Below are 17,758 nucleotides of genomic sequence, written 5' to 3'. Positions count from 1 at the left end.
TGTCAGGCGGAGGCGCGGGAGAGGCGCTGGAGCTCGGACTCGGTGAGGTCGAGGTCGGCGACGGCGAGCAGCGCCGGGAGCTGCTCCACGGTGCGCGCCGAGGCGATCGGGGCGGTCACGGTGGGCCGCGCGGCGAGCCAGGCCAGGGCGACGGTCGCGATCTCGGCGTCGCGCTCCTTGGCGATCTCGTCGAGGGCGGTGAGGACGGCCTGCCCGCGCGGGGTCTCCAGGTGCCGGGCCGCGCCCTGCGCCCGCGCGCTGTCGACGCTCACGCCGGGGCGGTACTTGCCGGTGAGGAAGCCGGAGGCGAGCGCGTAGTAGGGGACGGCGCCGAGGCCCGCGCGGGAGGCGACCTGCTCCAGTTCGCCCTCGTACGTGTCGCGCGAGACCAGGTTGTAGTGCGGCTGGAGGGCGACGTAGCGGGCCAGGCCCTCGCGGTCGGAGACGTCCAGGGACTCCTGGAGGCGGGCCGCGCTGATGTTGGACGCCGCGATGTAGCGGACCTTGCCCGCCCGCACCAGTTCGTCGAGCGCGCCGATGATCTCCTCGACGGGCACGTCGGGCTGGTCGAAGTGCGTGTAGTACAGGTCGATGTGATCGGTGCCCAGGCGCTGCAGGGAGGCGTCGGCGGCGGCCTTGATGTTGTCCGCGGACAGGCCCTGGAATCGCGGGTGCTGGCTCACCTTGGTGGCGATGACGACGTCGTCGCGCCGGCCCCGCGCGGCCAGCCAGCGGCCGATCAGGGTCTCGGACTCGCCGCCCTCGTTGCCCTCCACCCATGCCGAGTAGGAGTCGGCGGTGTCGATGAAGTTGCCGCCGGCCGCGGTGTAGGCGTCGAGCACCGCGAAGGAGGCGGCCTCGTCCGCCGTCCAGCCGAAGACGTTGCCACCGAGGGCGAGGGGGAAGACCTCGAGGTCCGAGGAGCCGAGAGAGCGCAGAGAAGTCATGAACGCTCTCAACGCCCGCGCAGAATCCGGTATTCCGACCGGGCCCGAGTCCGTCCGGACCTGACGGGCCGTCTTCGGGCCGGTGCGCGCGGACATGCGAAACCGGCAGCCCTGGCGTCGGGGGGTTGCCGCCAGGACCGCCGGGGCTTCGGGAAGGTCAGAGACCGAGGCCCTTGTCGCGCAGCCAGGCGGCCGGGTCGATGCCGGTGGCCTGGCCGTCGGGGTGGACCTCGAGGTGGAGGTGGGCGCCCGTCACGTTGCCCGTCGCGCCGACGCGGCCGATGACATCGCCGGTGCTGACCTTCTGGCCGACGCTGACGTTCATCGAGGACTGGTGGCAGAACCACAGCTCGGTGCCGTCGTCGAGGGTGAGGACGGTGCGGTACCCGTAGGCGCCGGCCCAGCCCGCCTCGGTGACGGTGCCGGAGTGGATCGCGTAGATCGGCGTACCGGTGGAGGCCGCGAAGTCGAGGCCCGTGTGGTAGCCGGAGGACCACATGGAGCCGGGCTGCCCGAAGGTGCCGGTGATCGTGTACGAGGCGACGGGGAGCTTGTAGCTCTTGGCCAGCTTGGCGAGGCGCTCGGCCTCGGCCTTGCGCTTGGCCTCCTCCTCGGCCGCCTTCTTCTCGGCGGCGGCCTTGGCCTCGGCGGCCTTCTGCTGCTCGGCGGCCTCCTCGGCGGCCTTCTGCGCGGCGGCCTCCTCGGCCGCCTTGCGCTCGGCCTCCTCGGCGGCGGACTGCTGCGTCTCGGCCTGGGCCATGATGCGGGCCCGCAGCGCCTCGCCCGCGTCGGACTGTCCCTGCGCGCCGTCGGTCACCGTGGTGAGCGGGGCGGCCTGGGCGGCCGGCGAGGAGTCGGACGCGGAGTCGGCGGAGTCGTCCGAGCCCGATATGAGCGCGCCCACGCCCGGCAGCGACTTGGCCTCGGGCAGCGAGTCCTTGACCGCGGACAGGTCGGGCATGGAGAGCGAGACGGCGGGCTTGCCGCCCTGCGCGGTGGCGATGCCGCCGGCGCCGACGGCGGCGATCACGCCGACGCCGAGAACCGTGGAGCTGCGCGCGAGTCCACCCCGCTGACGGGCCACGCGGTGACGTCCGCGGACGGGTCGGACGGACTCCTCGGTGGGGTTCCACTCCTCCCAGTTCTCTCGCTCGACGCCGAAGTCGTCAGACGCTTCGGCGGAGCCGTAGGAGAACTCGGGGGCAGGACGGTTCGACGCCACGGGGGCGCTCTCCTTTCCTTCCTTCTCGCCTACCGGGTTAGCTGACGGGTTCGGAGCAGGAAGGTCTCCTACGGGCGTAGACGTACGCACATGCGTCGCTACAGTCCGATTCACCCCAAGTTGGTGGTTCCCCGGCTCCCTTGCGGGATTAAGCGCGTGCGCGCGGAGCCGACTCTTGTGACGGCTGGGACGACCGCGCTGCGTTATCGAACGTTAATAGACAGCCGACACGATTTCCAAGCCGTTCCCACTGATCGTTCACGTCTTTGGCCTGGACTTATCAGGGCACGAGCGGGCGGAATCGGGCGAGTTGACCCCCCGTCGGAGGACACGGATCCGCCACGAGTTTCTGACGCTGTATCAATTGTTATGCGCAGGGGTGCCGTTCGATCACCCCCCGTGATGTCGATCAAGGACGGCGCACGGCGAGCAGCGCCATGTCGTCCCGCGCGCCCCCTCCGGTGTGCTCGCGGACCTCCTCGGCGACCTCCGCGAGCAGTTCCTCGGGCCCGTCGAACTTCCGCCCCGACAGCCGGGCCGCCGGGTCGTAGAAGACGCCGTGCGCGTCGCGCGCCTCGGAGAGGCCGTCCGTGTAGAGCAACAGCGTGGCGCCGGCGGGGAACGCCTCCTCGGTGGCCCGGTCAGGCCAGGTGCCCAGCGCGCTCAGGCCGAGCGGCAGCGCGGCCTCCCCCGGACCGAGCGTCCGCAGCGTGCCGTCACCGTGCAGCAGGAGCGGCTCGGGGTGCCCGCGGTTGAGCACCCGCACCAGGTCGGAGCCGTACGGGAACTCGGCGAGCACCGCCGTCGTGAACCCTTCGAAGTCGTCGACGCCGCTGCGCCGGGTTCCCTCGCGGGCCAGGGCCCGCTCCAGGCGCCGGGCCACGTTCTCCAGGCTGCCCTCCTGCTCGGCGGCCTCGCGGAACGCGCCGATGACGACGGCCACCGCCGACACCGCGCCCATGCCCTTGCCCCGTACGTCGCCGACGACGACGCGCACCCCGTGCGGGGTGTCCTGCACCGCGTAGAGGTCGCCGCCGATGAACGCGCCCGCCTGCGCGGCCTCGTAGCGCACGGCGACGTCCAGGCCGCCGGTCCGGCCGGGCGGGGCGGGCAGGACGGCGCGCTGGGCCGCCTCGGCGATGTGCCGGGCGGAGGCGAGCTGTTCGCTGCTGTGCCGCACGATCCGGTTGATGAAGCAGGCGAGCAGGCAGACGGTGGCCACCGTGACCATCTCGGTCACGACGTCGGCGCCGAAGTCGTTCGTGAAACGCAGATGGACGGCGACGATCGCCGCGATCGAGGCGACACCGGCCAGGATCGTGGCGCGCATCGAGAAGAACGGGGCTGCCACCAGCGGCGCGGCACTGAACAGGGGGGAACCGGCGAAGCCCGCCGGGGTGCTGTACTCGTAGGCCGCGCCGCCGATGACGAGGAGCGCGGGCAGGAGACGCAGGACGGTGCGCAGGCCACGGTTGCCCGGTGCGTGTGCGTGCCGCCCGCGTCGCTGCCCCACCGCTTCGTCTCCTGCCGCCGCGCCTGCGCGCCCGAGTGTCCGGCGTCTCCCCAAGGTTTCCCGGGGCGGGCCGCGGCGGCGAGCAGTGCTGGGCCGTCCGGGTGCACGGAGACAGCGGGATTGCGGCGAACAAAAAAGAGCGAGGCCGGAATCTCGAAAGATTCAGGCCTCGCTCCATCAGTAGCGGGGACAGGATTTGAACCTGCGACCTCTGGGTTATGAGCCCAGCGAGCTACCGAGCTGCTCCACCCCGCGCCGTTGAATGCAACAGTACGCCATCAGTGGAGGTGAACGCGAATCGGTTGCCGGGAGGCCTCCTGGTCAGGCGGCCCGGGCGTGCGTGAGGGTCTCCCAGGCGACGAACAGGTCGTCGGTGCCCTCGGGCCGTTCCTCCCGGGTGAGCCGGGTGGTCTGCGGCAGGTCCATCCTCAGCCGCCCCCGCAGGTGCGCGAGGCCCACCTCGGTGTCCGGGCCCATGTCCCGCTGCACCTTCCCGCCGCACAGCCAGGCGGGGGCACGCGCGCCCAGCTGGTACCTGGAGTGGAACTCCAGCGCGGCGGCGAGGCGGTCCTTCACCTCCCCGTAGAGGTCGAGGCCCTGGTGCCAGGCGGTCTCGGCCATCTGCGAGGTGGCGGCCAGCGAGTAGCTGGCGTGCTTGAAGTTGCGGCAGGTCTCCTGGGCGAGCCCGTCCTTGAACGTGGTCTGGCCGAACCAGTACGTGTGGATCTTCTCCGGGGTGTCGATGTCGCTGCCCTCGGGCTTGACCGGCAGCTTCCCGTCGGAGGACAGGTAGAAGTAGGCGGGGACGCGGGTGCGGAAGTGGTGCACCGCCTGATCGAAGGACGGCTTGTCGTTCAGGTACACGGCCATGCTCATCGTGGCGTCGGCCATGACCAGGTCCCAGTTGCCGTTGAAGTCGGCGGACCCGCCCCGCACGACCGGCAGGTACACGTCCCGCAGCATCCGCTGGAACTTGAGCTCCTGCCCGTCCGGCCAGCCGTCGTACGTGTACTGCATGAGCTCGGCGGCCTTGGCCCAGGAGGTCGCGGCCCAGGCGGTCTGGAGTCCGGCGTTGCCCTCCGTGTGCTTCTTCACCTTGTCCGACCAGGCGTCCATGATCTGCACGGCCTTCTCGGCGTGCGCCTTGCGACCCGTGATGTTCCAGAGCAGGGCCTGGGTGTACGCGGCGATGGCGTCCTCGCGCTCCTCCACGCAGCCCTGCCCGGGGCGCGTGTCGGGCGGGCACTCCACCACCGCGTACGGCTTCGCCTCGTAGGCGAGGTTCGCGTACTTGCTGCGGCTCATCTGCCGGTAGGCGGACAGCCACGGCTCCTGGCGGTGCTCGACGTGCTGCCGTGCCGCCGTCAGCTGGCCCTTGCCGACCAGGACCCCGGGGTGGGCGAAGGTCTGGCCGGGGGGACGTCTCTCGGGACGGTCGGCGATCTGCGCACGGGTGGCGGCCACGCCGCCGCATGCCGTGGCGCCGGCCATCAGGGCGGGGATCAGCAGTCCCAGGAGAACGGCTCGTGCCCGCGTGCCCGCTGCCATGCAACACCTCCGGTTCGGTCACTCGAAGCGTGACCCGCGAGGGCGTGCGGCGCAGGATCTGTTGGGCCGGTCGGGAGCGCACGGCGGGTCAAGATTCCCCCAAGCGGGACTTCCTGAGGCGGTGTCAGGGGCCGGGGCGAGGTTCGGGGAACGGCCGACGGCCCGGTGCCGGGCGCCCTCGTGCGGAACGCGCCCGTCCATGGGGCTCCGGTGGGAAAATGGCCGTGTGAAGCGCCCGGATCTGGACGACCTCGTACGGCTGCGGCGGGCCCGCGACCGCATGGACCGTGACTACGCCGAGCCGCTCGACGTGGCGGCTCTGGCGCAGGACGCCCTGATGTCCGCGGGGCACTTCTCCCGCAGCTTCCGTGCCGCGTTCGGCGAGACGCCGTACAGCTATCTGATGACCCGGCGGATCGAGCGGGCGAAGGCGCTGCTGCGGCGCGGCGATCTGTCGGTGACCGACGTGTGCTTCGCGGTCGGGTGCACGTCGCTCGGCACGTTCAGCACGCGGTTCACGGAGCTCGTCGGGGAGAGTCCGAGTGCGTACCGGGCGCGGGAGCACGGGGCGGACGCCGCGCTTCCGGCGTGCATGTCCAAGATCCACTCGCGTCCGCTCAGGAATCCGTGACGTCTCCGGCGCCGGCCGGGGCCCAGACTCCGGCGCGGGCCGCCTCGGCGACGGCGCGGGCGGCGCGGGCGGCCTCCGCTTCCGTCAGCGGGCGGCCGGTGTTGAGCAGGGCGTAGTAGAGCGGGGCGGAGACGGCGGCGACGACCGCGTCCGGGTCCGTCCCGGCCGGGATCTCCCCGCGGGTGACGGCGTCGGTGACGCAGCCGGCCCACTCCTCGATCCGCACGGCGTAGAAGCGGTGCAGGGCCTCGGCGGCCTGGTCGTTGCACAGGGACGCCGCGATCAGGGCCTTGAACAGGCGGCCCTGGCGGGGATCGGTGAGGGTCGCCACGACCAGGCGGGCGTTGGCCCGGAGATCGCCCTCCAGGGTGCCGGTGTCGGCGCGGGGCAGTGACTGCTCCGCCATGTCCGCGAGGAGGTCGGCGGCGAGGGCGCCGGGGCTGCCCCAGCGCCGGTAGACGGTCGTCTTGCCGACGCCGGCGGTGCGGGCGATCTCGCCGAGGTCCAGGGCGTCGAAACCGTCGGCGGCGAGGGTGTCGCCCGCCGCCTGGAGCACGGCCTCGCGGACCCGGGCGGTGCGTCCGCCGGGGCGCTGGGTGCCGGGGGCTGCGGCGCTGCCGGGCATGGGGGCTCTCCTTCGTGCGTCGTGGGCGCGGGGTGCCCGTCTCGCGTCCGACACCCTCGCAGAACCTCAGCTTATCGGAACCATAGTTCCCTTACCAGCTCGGGGCGTGCTACGTTCCGGCGTAACGGAACCACAGACCCATTACGCCTCGGCGTTCAGTTCACGTTCACGGAAGGGGCCGTACGCCCATGTCCACCACCGCACCCACCGACGCGCGGCAGCACGGAACACAGGCCGCACCCCCGGCGGAGCGACTGCCCGGCCGGCTGAAGCTGGTCCTCGCCGTCCTCCTGGTCGCCCAGTTCATGCTGGCCGTCGACTTCTCGATCCTGAACGTCGCGCTGCCCGCGATCGGCGACAGCCTCGGCTTCGCCCTCTCCGACCTGCAGTGGATCGCCACGGCCTTCGCCCTCTCGGCGGCCGGCTTCACCCTCTTCTTCGGCCGGATCGGCGACCTGATCGGCCGGAAGAGGATCTTCGTCGGCAGCCTCGCGCTGCTGGGCGCCGCCTCGCTCGCGGGCGGCCTCGCGACCAGCCCGGAGGTACTGCTCGCCGCCCGGGTCGCCCAGGGCCTGGCGACGGCGGCCGCCACACCGGCCGGCCTCGCCCTCCTGACGACCTCCTTCGCGGAGGGCCCGCTGCGCCAGAAGGCGCTGGGCATCAACGGCGCGCTCATGTCGGCCGGCTTCACCACCGGCGCGATCCTCGGCGGCGTCCTGACCGACCTCCTCTCCTGGCGCTGGGCGTTCTTCCTGAACGTGCCCGTCGCGCTCGCCGTCGTGGTGATCGCCCCGGCCGTCGTCAAGGAGTCCCGGCCCACCGAGCGCCCGCGCCTCGACCTGCCCGGCGCGCTCACCGTCACCCTCGGACTGCTCGGCCTCGTCTACGGACTCACCCAGGCCGGCGAACGCGGCTGGACCCACCCGCACGCCCTGCTCGGACTCGGCGCGGGGGCGCTCCTGCTCGCCGCGTTCTTCCTGATCGAGCGGCGGTCCCCCGCACCCCTCGTACCGCTGCGCACGCTCGGCCGCCGCACCGTGGCCTGGGGCAACGTGCTCGGCCTGCTCGCCTTCGTCACCGAGACGTCCCTCGTCTACCTGCTCACCCTGTACCTGCAGAAGACCCTGGGCTTCTCACCGCTCGCGGCCGGCGTCACGTTCGGCGTCCTGGGACTCGGCACGGTGGCCGGCGGACTGCTCGCCCCGCGCGTGATCGCCCGGACCTCGACCCTCACGGCCCTCGTGGCGGGCGGGGTGATCCAGACGGTCTTCACCGCGGCCCTGCTCCTCCTCGGGACGTCGACCGGCGCCTCGCTCGCCCTGCTGCTGCCCGCGACCTTCTTCGGCGGCGTCGGCAACATGCTCGTCATCGTGGGCTTCATGGTGACCGCCACGAGCGGGCTCCCCGACGCCGAACAGGGCCTGGCCACCGGCCTCGCCTCCATGGCGCAGCAGGTCGGCATCACGCTCGGCACCCCCGTCATGTCCGCGGTGGTCACGGCGGCGACGGCGGGAGCGACCACGGCCGCGGCGGTCCACACCGGCGTCAGGACAGCCATCGCGGTGAACGCGGGCCTGGTCCTGCTCGGTGTCGTCCTCGCGGCGCTCTTCCTGCGGCCGCGGCCCCGAACCTGACCCGGTCCGGCCCGGCCCGGCCCGGTCGCTGAAGTTTTCTCCGGATCCCCTTCCCTGGATACCCCCAGGGGGTATATGTTTCTGATCGTCGCCCCGAGCGGGCGGCGCCCGAAGAAGACGGATCAGAGCCCCTCAGAGCCCAGGGAGTCGTCATGACGAACCACCACGCTGCTCACACCGGCCACGCAGGTCACACCGACCACTCCGCTCACGCCGGTCACGGCGCCCAGGCCGGCGGCCTGTCGGTCTCCGAGAGCGGCTACACGCTGGAGCTCGACGCGACGATCCTCGGCGCCGGCCGGCAGACGATCACCTTCCGCGTGACCGGCCCCGACGGGCGGGCCGTGACCGAGTTCGTGCCCGAGCACGAGAAGGAGCTGCACTTCATCGCCGTACGGCGGGACACCTCCGGGTTCCAGCACGTGCACCCGGTGCGGGACGAGAAGGGCGTCTGGACCACCGAACTGGCCCTGACGCCGGGCGACTGGAGGCTCTTCACCGACATCCACCCGGCCGGCCACACCGGCACCCTGACGCTGGGCGCCGACGTCGCGGTCGCCGGCGCCTACGACCCGCAGCCCCTCCCCGAGGCCACCCGCATCGCGCGGCTCGGCGACTACGCGGTCACGCTCGACGGCTCGCTCCGGGCCGGTGAGGCGAGCGCGCTGACCCTCACCGTCAGCCGCGAGGGCCGGCCCGTCACCGACCTCGAGCCGTACCTGGCCGCCTACGGGCACCTCGTCGCCCTGCGTGTCGGCGACCTGGGCTACCTCCACGTCCACCCGGAGGGCGCGCCCGGCGACGGTGTCACCGCGCCGGGCCCGGAGATCTCCTTCATGGCCGTCGCGCCCTCGGCCGGCACGTACCGCCTGTACCTGGACTTCCAGCACGAGGGCGTCGTCCGGACCGCCGAGTTCACCGTGCGCACGGCGCCGAAGACCGCCGACGCCGCGCCGGAGCACGGCGACCACGGACACCACGCGCACCACGGCCACCACGACGCCCACGCCCACCACTGACGGGCCGGGCGCGCATACCCCCCGCCCCTACCTCACCCGTCCCGGAATCCCGAGCACTCTCCAGAAGCCCGAGCACTCTCCAGAAGGGAGCGCACGCAATGCCCCGCCTCAGCACGCTCACGCCCGAGACGGCCGTCGGCGCCTCCCGCGACCTCCTCGCGGACCTGGTCTCCCGGCACGGGCAGATCGGCGACATGGTCTCCACGATGGCCCACTCACCGGCCGTCCTGGGCGGATACCTCCAGCTCAGCCGGGCCATGGGCCGCGCCAAGCTCGACCGCCGGATCAGCGAGCGGATCTCCGTCGCCGTACAGGCGCAGCAGGGCTGCGGGCTCTGCCTGGAGGCCCACATCGCCGCCGCCCGCGCGCTCGGCGTGGAGGAGGACGAGATCGAGCGGGCCCGCGCGGGCACCTCGGCCGATCCCGCGATCGCGGCGATCGTCGCCCTCGCCCTCCAGATCTACCGCGAGCCGGCGTCCATCACCGACGACCAGGTCACCGCGCTGCGCGCGCACGGCTACAGCGACCGCGCGATCGCCGATGTCGTCGGCGTCGTCGCCCTGAACGTCCTCACCGGCGCCTTCAACCTCCTCGCCGGCCTCACCCCGGGAGGTGACGCCGATGCCTGACCGCGACACCCCCGTCTGTACCCGCGGGGCACGGCCCCCGCCCCGGGGCCGTGCCCCACCGCACGCGCACGGAAGGAACCCGTCATGCGACTGTTCGCGATCCGCGACTACCGCCACCTCTTCGGCGCCCAGGTCATCGCCCTCTTCGGCACCGGGCTCACCACGGTGGCCCTCGGCCTGCTCGCCTACGACCTCGCGGGCCCGCGCGCCGGCACGGTCCTCGGCACCGCCCTGACCATCAAGATGGTCATGTACGTGGTCATCGCCCCGCTGGCCGCCGCGTACATCGACCGGCTCCCCCGAAGAGCCGTCCTCGTCGCCCTCGACGTGCTCCGCGGCGCGGTCGTCCTCGCGCTCCCGCTGGTCAGCGAGGTCTGGCACGTCTACGTCCTGATCGGCCTGCTCCAGGCCGGCTCCGCCGCCTTCACCCCCACCTTCCAGGCGGTCATCCCCGACATCGTCACCGACGCGTCCGCCTACACCCGGGCGCTGTCCGCCTCCCAGGTCGCCTCCACCATGGAGAGTCTGCTCAGCCCGGTCCTCGCGGCCGTCGCGCTGACCTTCATGAGCTTCGACCGGCTGTTCCTCGGCACGTCCGCCGGGTTCCTCGTCTCCGCGCTGCTCGTCCTGTCGGCCCGCGTCCCCGACGCCCGCCCCTCCGCCCACACCAAGGCCTGGGACAAGGCCGCGGCAGGCATCAGGACCTTCCTCACCACCCCGCGGCTGCGCGGCGTCATGGCGCTGAACCTCACGGTCGCGGCCGCCGGTTCGATCGTCGTCGTCAACACCGTCAACTACGTACGGGACGTGCTCGGCGGCTCCCCGTCGGACGTCGCCTGGATGCTCGCCGCCTCCGGCACCGGAACGCTCCTGACGGCCCTCGCCCTCCCCCGTGTCCTCGACCGGGTCGCCGCCCGCACCGTGATGCTCACCGGCGCCGCCGTCCTCGTCGCCGCGACCACCGCCGCCGTCACCCTCGTCACGACGGGCCTCACCACCTGGGCCGGCACCGCGGTCGTCTGGGCCGTGACCGGCATCGGCATGGCGCTGATCATCACCCCGACCGGCCAGATCCTGCGCGCCTCCGCCGGCCGCGCCGGGATCCCCGAGATCTTCGCCGCCCAGTTCTCCCTGTCGCACCTGGCCTGGCTGATCACCTACCCGATCGCCGGCTGGCTCGGCACGACGGCTGGCTTCCCCCTCGCCTGGGCCGTCCTCGCAACCCTCGGGGCAGCGGGCGCCGCCGGAGCCCTCCTCCTGTGGCCGCGCCACGACACCGCGGAGACGAGCACGGCCCCGGCCCGCCTGGACCGCTCCACTCTCACCAAGGCGGCATGAGGCACCGGCACGACCTCAGGCGAGCAGTTTGGCCTTCGCCTTGTCGAATTCCTCGTCGCTCAGGGATCCGGACCGGTGCAGCTCGGCGAGTTTCGAGAGTCTGGCGATGTCATCCGTTCCACCGGCACCCGAATTCGCCTCGCCGGCCGTCTTTCGAATGTAGTCCTGGAATGCTGCTTCCCGGTCCTTCGCCTGTTTCACGTCCCGCTGCCCCATGCCCTTGCCGCGGGCGATCACGTAGACGAACACGCCGAGGAACGGCAGAACCAGGCAGAAGATGAGCCAGCCGGTCTTGGCCCAGCCGCTCAGGTCGTCGTCCCGGAAAATGTCCATGATCACCCGGAAGAGCAGGAAGAACCACATGATCCAGAGGAAGAAGAACAGCATCGTGAGGAACAGATCCAGAAGCGGGTAGTCGTCCATGAATGCCTCTCTTCCGCCCTGCGGCAGGATGGTTCTCAGAAGTATTCACGGCGCTTTTGTACCGCGCATTTCGAGAGGGGTGCTTGTCGCGCCCTGCCCGGCATCCGGGACCTTGCCGGTCAGCCGGCGGAAGCGATCCGTATCGCCGCGCGCGCTTCGGTGAGGGCTTCCTGCCTGATGTCGCCGAACAGTTGGATCGAGGTGGCGGCCAGGACGTCGTCGCCGCCCACGGTCCGTCCTTCCCCCTCGCGGACGACCACGGCCGCGTCCCGGGCGAGGTTCGTCAGGAACACGCTCGCGGTCGCGTCCAGGTCGCGAACCACCGCCGGGACAGCCCTCACCCCCCGACTCCTCAGCAGCTTCCTGACCCCGCCCTCGAACCTGTGGGCGCCGACCACGGCACTGGACCGGCGCGACCCGCGCCGGGGAGCGGGCACGACGACACCCTCGGCGTCGTACTGAACACCGTTCAGGCCCCGGAAGGTCGGGCTGTGGCCGAACCACTCACCCGCCACCTCCAACTCGACGTTCCGGTCGATCGCCGCGACAAAGTCCCCAGGAACCAGCTTCCCGCGCCCTTCCTCCGACGCCGCCCGCCTCGCGCCGTCGACGATCCCCGTCAGCACGGTCCGCGTCACCGCGGCGGCGGCCAGCGCGGCCGGCCGGGACACGTGCAGCGGCGTCACGTCCCGGAACACCGCTTTGACGAGAGGCGGCTTGAACGGCACGAAGCTCGTGGTCGACGAGGTCTCAGGATCGCTGCACCCGGGGCGGGCCGGCTCTGCGGTCATCGGAAGGAAGGGTCCCTTCGGTCGGAGTCGGAGCGGAGCCGTGCAAGGGCCTGGCAGACAAACCGAAAGCCCAGCCAGACAACCGTCTGAGCTGGGCTTTCTCCGTAGACCCTGTGGGACTCGAACCCACAACCAATGGATTAAAAGTCCACTGCTCTGCCAATTGAGCTAAGGGTCCACCGCGCCGGCACCGGCCGACGCAACCCCGAGCATAGCCCGAGCCGCCCGGGACACCGATCGGGTATCGGCATCCCGGGGTGTCCGGGGCTACTCGCGGGGCGTCTCGCGCAGGAACCAGTGCCGCGCCGACACCCCCCACCACGTCCCGGCGAAGCCGAGGACGACGAGGACGGCGATCGGGGCGTAGTTGAAGGTCTCCCAGGTGACCGGGGAGACCTGAGGGAGCATGAACAGGACCGTGATGACGGCGACCCAGGCGACCGCGACGACGCCGATCGGGCGGGACCAGCGGCCCAGGTGCCAGGGGCCGCGCTCGAACTCCTCGCCCTTGCGCAGCCGCAGCAGCGTCGGGACGACGTACGCGATGTAGAGGCCGATGACGGCGATCGAGGTCACGGCCGCGTACGCCGTGACGTTGATGAGGTACGGCAGGCCGAGGACGAGGGCGCCCGCCGCCGCGAGCCAGACGGCGGCGACCGGGGTGCGGGTGCGCGGGCTGACGGTGTGCCAGACCCGGGAGAAGGGCAGGGCGCCGTCGCGCGAGAAGGCGTAGATCATGCGGGAGTTGGCCGTCACCGAGGCCATGCCGCAGAACAGCTGGGCGCCGATCACGACCAGGAGCAGCAGCTTGCCGGTGGTGGCGCCGAGCGCGTCGAGGAGGATCTGCGCGGGCGGCGCACCGGTCGGCGACTTCAAGGCGCCCTGGTACGACTGGATCGCGTACGTGAAGCCGAGCAGGAGCACGAAGCCGGCGATCCAGGACGTCCAGATCGAGCGGACGATGCCCTTCGGTCCGGCCGTGGACGCGTCGTGGGTCTCCTCCGTCATGTGGGCGGAGGCGTCGTAGCCGGTGAACGTGTACTGGGCCATGAGCAGGCCGATCAGGACGACGTAGAGGCTGCTGCCCCAGCCGGTGTTGTCGACGAACTCGGTGAACACGAAGGCCGTCGACTGGTGGTGGTCGGGGACGAGGGCGAGCGCGGCGACGATGACGACGACGCCGAACACGTGCCACCACACGCTGACGCTGTTGAGGAACGCGACGATGCGGACGCCGAAGGTGTTCAGCAGGCCGTGCAGCAGCAGGATCGCGGCGAAGAGGAGGATCGTGCGGCCGGGCGTCACCTCGAAGCCGAACTGCAGGTTCAGGTACGCGCCGAGGAAGGACGCGGCGCCGAAGTCGATGCCGGCAGTCACGGCGACCTGCCCCAGCACGTTGAACCAGCCCGTGAACCAGGCCCAGGCCGCCGCCGACCGCTCCGGGGCGAGCCGGTGCGCCCAGAAGTACAGCCCGGCGGAGGTCGGATAGGCCGAACAGATCTCGGCCATCGCGAGCCCGACGAACAGCGTCATCAGGCCGACGCCGACCCAGCCCCAGGTGATGAGCACGGGGCCGCCCGTGTTCATGCCGAACAGATACAGCGTCAGACAGCCGGACAGGACGGAGATGATGGTGAAGGAGACGGCGTAGTTGGAGAAGGCCGACATCCGGCGGGCCAGCACCTGGGTGTAGCCGAGCTGGGCGAGACGCTCCTCGTCCGACCCGGCGCTCACCGCCGGGCCCGTGGGGCCCGGCGGTGGTTTCCGGTCGATCTCTTCGTTCGCTTCACTTGTCATGCCCCCAGCGATTCCCTCGCCGGGGGCCTGACATGCGGTCGATCAAGGACCGACCGGCAGGCTAGAAAACGCCCTTGTAGGTGCCCCAGCCCGACGCGATCTGCGTCCGCGAGGTGAACGACCCGTTCCCCTTGCCGTCGTTGCGGTACAGGTTCCCGTTCTTGTCCCGCACCACGAGGTCGCTCCGCCCGTCACCCGTGATGTCACCGGCCCCCACGATCGTCGTGTACGAGCCGCCCCAGTCGGTGAACACGGTGACCCGGTCCTTCAGCGTGCCGTCGCCCTTCCCGTCGTACCGGTAGAGCGTGCCGTCCTTGCCCCGCGCCAACACGTCCCCGACTCCGTCCCCGTTCAGGTCACCGGCGCCGACGATGTGGGTGTAGGTCCAGGCGGAGCGGATCTTTTTGGCCGCGGCGAGCGTGCCGTCGCTCTTCGCCGCCCAGACATAGACGTCCCCCGTGGACGCCTTCCGCCCGAGCAGGTCGGCACGGCCGTCGCCGGTGAGGTCACCGGGCGAGGTGAGGACGTTGTACGCGTTCCAGCCGGTGCCGAGCTTCTTGTACGGGGCGGTCGTCTCGAGGGGCTGACTGCACTCGGGCTGGTAACCGCGCAGGGAACCGTCGGTCATGCGCACCAGGACGTCGTTGCACCGGTCGTTGTTCAGGTCACCGAACGGCACGGCCAGCGCCTTGGTGGACCAGCCGCCGGCCGACACCTTGCCGGAGAAGCCGCCCTTTCCGGTGCCCTGCTGGAAGGTGAACTGGCCGCTGGAGTTAAGGGTGAGCAGGTCAGGACGGCCGTCGGGAACGGTGCTGTCGCCCACATGATCGCGGCGCACCGCGCCCGCGTCGCTCAGCCGGAACCCGCCCCGAACGTCCAGGGGCTCACCCACACCGTCTACGGGGCGTGCGGTCATCGTCCACGTGTACTCACCGTTGGGGAGGAACACGTCGCCGGTCCGCTTCGGGTCCACGCCGTGCCAGTCGACGGTCAGCCTGCCGCGCGCGATGCCACCCTGGACCGTGTCGACGACCGCCCCGGTCGTCTTCGCACGCACGGTGAACGTCCAGCTCGCGGGCTTGGACAAGACCATCGTGGTGACCTCGCTCGCCACCTCGTCCCGGGCGCTGGCCGGCAACCAGGTGGCGTTCTTCGGGGGCGTCGACAAGGACAGCGGCCGGGCGGGCAGACCGGAGGGCACGATGTGTACCCGCTCCTGCTCGTCCACGTAGGCCGCGTTCGTGCCGGTCTCGTCGACGGTCCAGCGCACATGACGCTGCGAGACACCGGTGTCGGGCAGGTCGCCGACGACCCGGGTCGCGGGCGTGCCGTCCGCCACGGTGGTCAGGCTGAGCTTGCCGGCCTTCTTGTCGTGCGTGACGACATACCCGTCGCCGAGCAGGGCTTCGCCCTCGGGCACCGGGACCGTGCGGCCGCTGGTGCGGTCGTACACACCCGCCGGGCCCTGCGGTCCGCAGCTCCAGTACAGCCAACGCCCCAGCGCCTGCAGCTCGTCGGGGGCGCAGCCGGCGCCCGTGTCGACGCCGGGCACCGCCTTACGGGCCGCCAGGTCGTACGCGGCGACCTTCCCGGTCGTGCCGTCGGGTGTCCACAGCACGCCGTCCCCGATCGCCGCGGCGCCCGCGTCCCGGGTCACCTGCGGCCCGGCGTAGTCGTCGAGGCGGCGGACGTACTGCTTGTCGCCCGCCGTGTAGAGCACGTACCCCCCGGACACGTCGGTGACCGTGCTGCCCACGGGCACGGTCATGTCGTAGTAGTCGTACGTGGCGCGGCCCTTCGCCTCCAGGTGGTCACCGTTGCTGCCGCGCTCCACCCAGAGGATCCGGCCGTCGTCCGTCCCGTGCACCGCGGAGCAACCCAGGTCCTGCTCGGGGCAGGAGTCACCGATCAGAGCGTCGCCGTCCGTGAACGACGACCGTTCCCCGACCTGCGGCGCGGACGTCGCGGACAGGCCCTCGACCGTGCGGGCATAGTCCTCGCGCCGACCCGTCGCCCGGTCCGTGACCAGCAGCCTCCCCTGGCTCAGCGCGATGCCCTGGATCCGGGCCGGCGGCCTCGGCAGCGGCTTGACGGTCGACACGACCGGCCGGCCCGTGCTGTCGGGCGCGATGCGCTGCACGGCCTGCTCGGTGTCCGGCTTGGCGATGACGACGGCGGTGCCGCCGGGGGCGACGGAGATGCCGGGCCGGTTCATCTTGGTGACGAGCGTGATCGGGGCGCCGCCGGCGATCGGGGTCGCGCGCACGGTGTTCGCCGTGGCGCCGGAGATCGGCCGGTACACAAGCCAGTCACCGACCAGCGCGAGGTCATAGCTCGGTTGGACCGTGCCGTTGTCCAGGAGGACCGACTCCGGGGCCGCGCCGAGGTCGGCCCGGTCAAGCACCAGGACCTCCGGCGCGGAACGGCTGACCATCGCGATGCGGCCGGGCGAGAACGTGGCGATCGAGTAGCCGCTGGGCAGCGCGCGCGACCAGCCCTTGACCTCGCCGGTTCCCGCGTCCGCCTCGATGACCCGGGCCGAACCGTCCACCGTGCCCATGAAGTACGCGGACCCTCCGTCGACCCCGAGCGGGGCCCCGAAGACGCCGCCCTCGGGCAGCGCGCCGACCGTCACGTCCCGCGTGCCGCCCGCCGCGTCCCGGTCCGCCGACAGCAGGTGCATGGTGTTGACCGTGGTGCCGTCGGCGGCGGTGGTCTTCGTGTACGAGACGACGGTGGAACCGAAGACGAAGAGGAAGGCCTGCCCCACCGGGACGTGCACCGTGCTGGACGTCCGGTCCACGGCGTCCCACAGCTCGATGTCGGAATCGCCGACCAGCCGGGCCAGCGCGTCGCTGCCGGTCGCGCGGGCGGCGACCGAGGTCATCTCGTCGGGTACGGGGAAGGTCCGGCCATCCTCGTACCTCGTCCAGACGACCTGGGTGGCCCTCGGGTTCGTCGGACTCTCCAGCCGGTGGAAGACACCCTTGGCGCCCGCTCCATCCGCGGCCCTCGCCTGCTCGGCCCAGAACAGCGAAGCCGCCACATCAGTGGTGCGCTGCGTCGCGGGCACCACCGCCTCCGGGACGTCAGCCACGACATCGGCCGCGACGGCCTGATGCGGAGTCAGCGGGCCGAACCCGCCGGCGGCGACGGCCGAGACGGAAACGGCGACGGCGATCGCGAGTCGTCTCGCTCCACCACGGCCCACACGGACATGACGCGTCACAGAACCCTCCCCAGGGTGCGAGGAGGTGATCGTCGTCGCACGCGCCCAGTCCCACCCCGGCGCGCGCGTCCTCCTCAGAAGTTGCCCGATCTTATAGCCGCGGCCACCAACGCACCGTGGCCCCCACCCTGGTGCGGGTGGGGGCCACGATGGCGGGTCTCACTCAGTGTCAGCCGTTGCGCTTCCAGCGCGGCTTGTCGTCGCGGCGGCCGAAGGACGAACCGGAGCCGGAGCCGGCGCCGCGGTGGTCGTCACGGCGGCCGTACGGGCGGTGGCCCGTGGCGGGGCGGTCGTCGCGGCGGTCACGGTTGAACGGACGGTCGCTGCCCCGGTGACCGGACGGGCGGTCGTCGCGGCGGAAGCCGCCACGGTCGCCGCCACGGTCGTCGCGGCGCTCGAAGGAACGGCCACC

Annotated in this window: 14 protein-coding genes, 2 tRNA genes, 1 pseudogene and 1 riboswitch; of the genes and pseudogenes, 5 read left to right on the top strand and 12 right to left on the bottom strand. The window is 71.8% G+C overall.

The window, feature by feature from the left end; genetic code table 11:
- Positions 1–2 precede the first annotated feature (2 nt).
- The 5 genes from ACZ4E1_RS33995 to ACZ4E1_RS33975 form a co-directional block, all read right to left on the bottom strand.
- Entirely contained in the window at positions 3–947 is a 945-nt protein-coding gene (locus tag ACZ4E1_RS33995) for an aldo/keto reductase (RefSeq protein WP_467546766.1), read from the bottom strand.
- Between the two features lie 157 nt (positions 948–1,104).
- Positions 1,105–2,169, bottom strand: coding sequence for a M23 family metallopeptidase (locus ACZ4E1_RS33990; protein WP_467546764.1), 1,065 nt, complete (start codon positions 2,167–2,169; stop codon positions 1,105–1,107).
- An 11-nt stretch (positions 2,170–2,180) separates the two neighbouring features.
- Positions 2,181–2,334, bottom strand: a riboswitch (cyclic di-AMP (ydaO/yuaA leader).
- A gap of 244 nt (positions 2,335–2,578) precedes the next feature.
- Positions 2,579–3,682: a PP2C family protein-serine/threonine phosphatase gene (locus tag ACZ4E1_RS33985; protein WP_467546762.1), complete on the bottom strand. Its 1,104-nt coding sequence runs from the start codon at positions 3,680–3,682 to the stop codon at positions 2,579–2,581.
- Positions 3,683–3,863: 181 nt separating this feature from the next.
- Positions 3,864–3,937, bottom strand: a tRNA-Met gene (locus ACZ4E1_RS33980).
- Between the two features lie 66 nt (positions 3,938–4,003).
- Entirely contained in the window at positions 4,004–5,230 is a 1,227-nt protein-coding gene (locus ACZ4E1_RS33975; RefSeq protein WP_467546760.1) for an alginate lyase family protein, read from the bottom strand.
- Positions 5,231–5,510: 280 nt separating this feature from the next.
- On the opposite strand from ACZ4E1_RS33975, the gene ACZ4E1_RS33970 reads away from it, so the two are divergent.
- A complete protein-coding gene (locus tag ACZ4E1_RS33970; RefSeq protein ID WP_467546796.1) occupies positions 5,511–5,861 on the top strand; it encodes a helix-turn-helix transcriptional regulator in 351 nt (116 codons plus the stop codon).
- On the opposite strand, the gene ACZ4E1_RS33965 is transcribed toward ACZ4E1_RS33970, so the two are convergent.
- Positions 5,848–6,486 carry a TetR/AcrR family transcriptional regulator gene (locus tag ACZ4E1_RS33965; RefSeq protein ID WP_467546758.1) on the bottom strand — a complete coding sequence of 213 codons (639 nt, stop codon included), beginning with the start codon at positions 6,484–6,486 and terminating at the stop codon, positions 5,848–5,850. The genes ACZ4E1_RS33970 and ACZ4E1_RS33965 overlap by 14 nt on opposite strands.
- Positions 6,487–6,674: 188 nt before the next feature.
- Here ACZ4E1_RS33965 and ACZ4E1_RS33960 point away from each other — a divergent pair, with 188 nt between their 5' ends.
- The 4 genes from ACZ4E1_RS33960 to ACZ4E1_RS33945 all read left to right on the top strand — a co-directional run bounded on the left by ACZ4E1_RS33960 (position 6,675) and on the right by ACZ4E1_RS33945 (position 11,106).
- Positions 6,675–8,120 (top strand): MFS transporter, encoded by a 1,446-nt coding sequence (locus ACZ4E1_RS33960; RefSeq protein WP_467546756.1) that lies wholly within the window; start codon positions 6,675–6,677, stop codon positions 8,118–8,120.
- Positions 8,121–8,272: 152 nt separating this feature from the next.
- Entirely contained in the window at positions 8,273–9,139 is an 867-nt protein-coding gene (locus ACZ4E1_RS33955; protein ID WP_467546754.1) for a hypothetical protein, read from the top strand.
- A 98-nt stretch (positions 9,140–9,237) separates the two neighbouring features.
- Positions 9,238–9,768 (top strand): carboxymuconolactone decarboxylase family protein, encoded by a 531-nt coding sequence (locus tag ACZ4E1_RS33950; RefSeq protein ID WP_467546752.1) that lies wholly within the window; start codon positions 9,238–9,240, stop codon positions 9,766–9,768.
- Between the two features lie 84 nt (positions 9,769–9,852).
- Positions 9,853–11,106 (top strand): MFS transporter, encoded by a 1,254-nt coding sequence (locus ACZ4E1_RS33945; protein ID WP_467546750.1) that lies wholly within the window; start codon positions 9,853–9,855, stop codon positions 11,104–11,106.
- Positions 11,107–11,121: 15 nt separating this feature from the next.
- Here the strand turns inward: ACZ4E1_RS33945 and ACZ4E1_RS33940 are convergent, their stop codons facing one another.
- The 6 genes and pseudogenes from ACZ4E1_RS33940 to ACZ4E1_RS33915 all read right to left on the bottom strand — a co-directional run.
- Entirely contained in the window at positions 11,122–11,529 is a 408-nt protein-coding gene (locus tag ACZ4E1_RS33940) for an SHOCT domain-containing protein (RefSeq protein ID WP_467546749.1), read from the bottom strand.
- A gap of 119 nt (positions 11,530–11,648) precedes the next feature.
- A complete protein-coding gene (locus tag ACZ4E1_RS33935) occupies positions 11,649–12,320 on the bottom strand; it encodes a hypothetical protein (RefSeq protein ID WP_467546747.1) in 672 nt (223 codons plus the stop codon).
- A gap of 105 nt (positions 12,321–12,425) precedes the next feature.
- Positions 12,426–12,498: transfer RNA gene (locus tag ACZ4E1_RS33930), tRNA-Lys, on the bottom strand.
- Positions 12,499–12,587: 89 nt separating this feature from the next.
- Positions 12,588–14,117 (bottom strand): amino acid permease, encoded by a 1,530-nt coding sequence (locus ACZ4E1_RS33925; RefSeq protein ID WP_467546745.1) that lies wholly within the window; start codon positions 14,115–14,117, stop codon positions 12,588–12,590.
- A gap of 61 nt (positions 14,118–14,178) precedes the next feature.
- Complete coding sequence (locus ACZ4E1_RS33920; protein ID WP_467546743.1) at positions 14,179–17,346, bottom strand: FG-GAP repeat domain-containing protein; 3,168 nt, start codon at positions 17,344–17,346, stop codon at positions 14,179–14,181.
- Between the two features lie 169 nt (positions 17,347–17,515).
- Positions 17,516–17,758, bottom strand: a pseudogene (locus ACZ4E1_RS33915) (DEAD/DEAH box helicase); the annotation flags it as partial.

This window comes from Streptomyces sp. NPDC025806, from assembly GCF_055558275.1.
The sequence above is the reverse complement of the archived record's forward strand: the minus strand, read 5'-3'. Positions and strand labels throughout refer to the sequence as shown.

Excerpts from the sequence above, each read along its gene's own strand:
- ACZ4E1_RS33955 (WP_467546754.1), top strand. The coding sequence starts at position 8,273 with ATGACGAACCACCACGCTGCTCACACCGGCCACGCAGGTCACACCGAC.
- ACZ4E1_RS33975 (WP_467546760.1), bottom strand. The coding sequence starts at position 5,230 with ATGGCAGCGGGCACGCGGGCACGAGCCGTTCTCCTGGGACTGCTGATC.
- ACZ4E1_RS33925 (WP_467546745.1), bottom strand. The coding sequence starts at position 14,117 with ATGACAAGTGAAGCGAACGAAGAGATCGACCGGAAACCACCGCCGGGC.
- ACZ4E1_RS33935 (WP_467546747.1), bottom strand. The coding sequence starts at position 12,320 with ATGACCGCAGAGCCGGCCCGCCCCGGGTGCAGCGATCCTGAGACCTCG.
- ACZ4E1_RS33945 (WP_467546750.1), top strand. The coding sequence starts at position 9,853 with ATGCGACTGTTCGCGATCCGCGACTACCGCCACCTCTTCGGCGCCCAG.
- ACZ4E1_RS33995 (WP_467546766.1), bottom strand. The coding sequence starts at position 947 with ATGACTTCTCTGCGCTCTCTCGGCTCCTCGGACCTCGAGGTCTTCCCC.
- ACZ4E1_RS33960 (WP_467546756.1), top strand. The coding sequence starts at position 6,675 with ATGTCCACCACCGCACCCACCGACGCGCGGCAGCACGGAACACAGGCC.
- ACZ4E1_RS33970 (WP_467546796.1), top strand. The coding sequence starts at position 5,511 with ATGGACCGTGACTACGCCGAGCCGCTCGACGTGGCGGCTCTGGCGCAG.
- ACZ4E1_RS33940 (WP_467546749.1), bottom strand. The coding sequence starts at position 11,529 with ATGGACGACTACCCGCTTCTGGATCTGTTCCTCACGATGCTGTTCTTC.
- ACZ4E1_RS33950 (WP_467546752.1), top strand. The coding sequence starts at position 9,238 with ATGCCCCGCCTCAGCACGCTCACGCCCGAGACGGCCGTCGGCGCCTCC.
- ACZ4E1_RS33965 (WP_467546758.1), bottom strand. The coding sequence starts at position 6,486 with ATGCCCGGCAGCGCCGCAGCCCCCGGCACCCAGCGCCCCGGCGGACGC.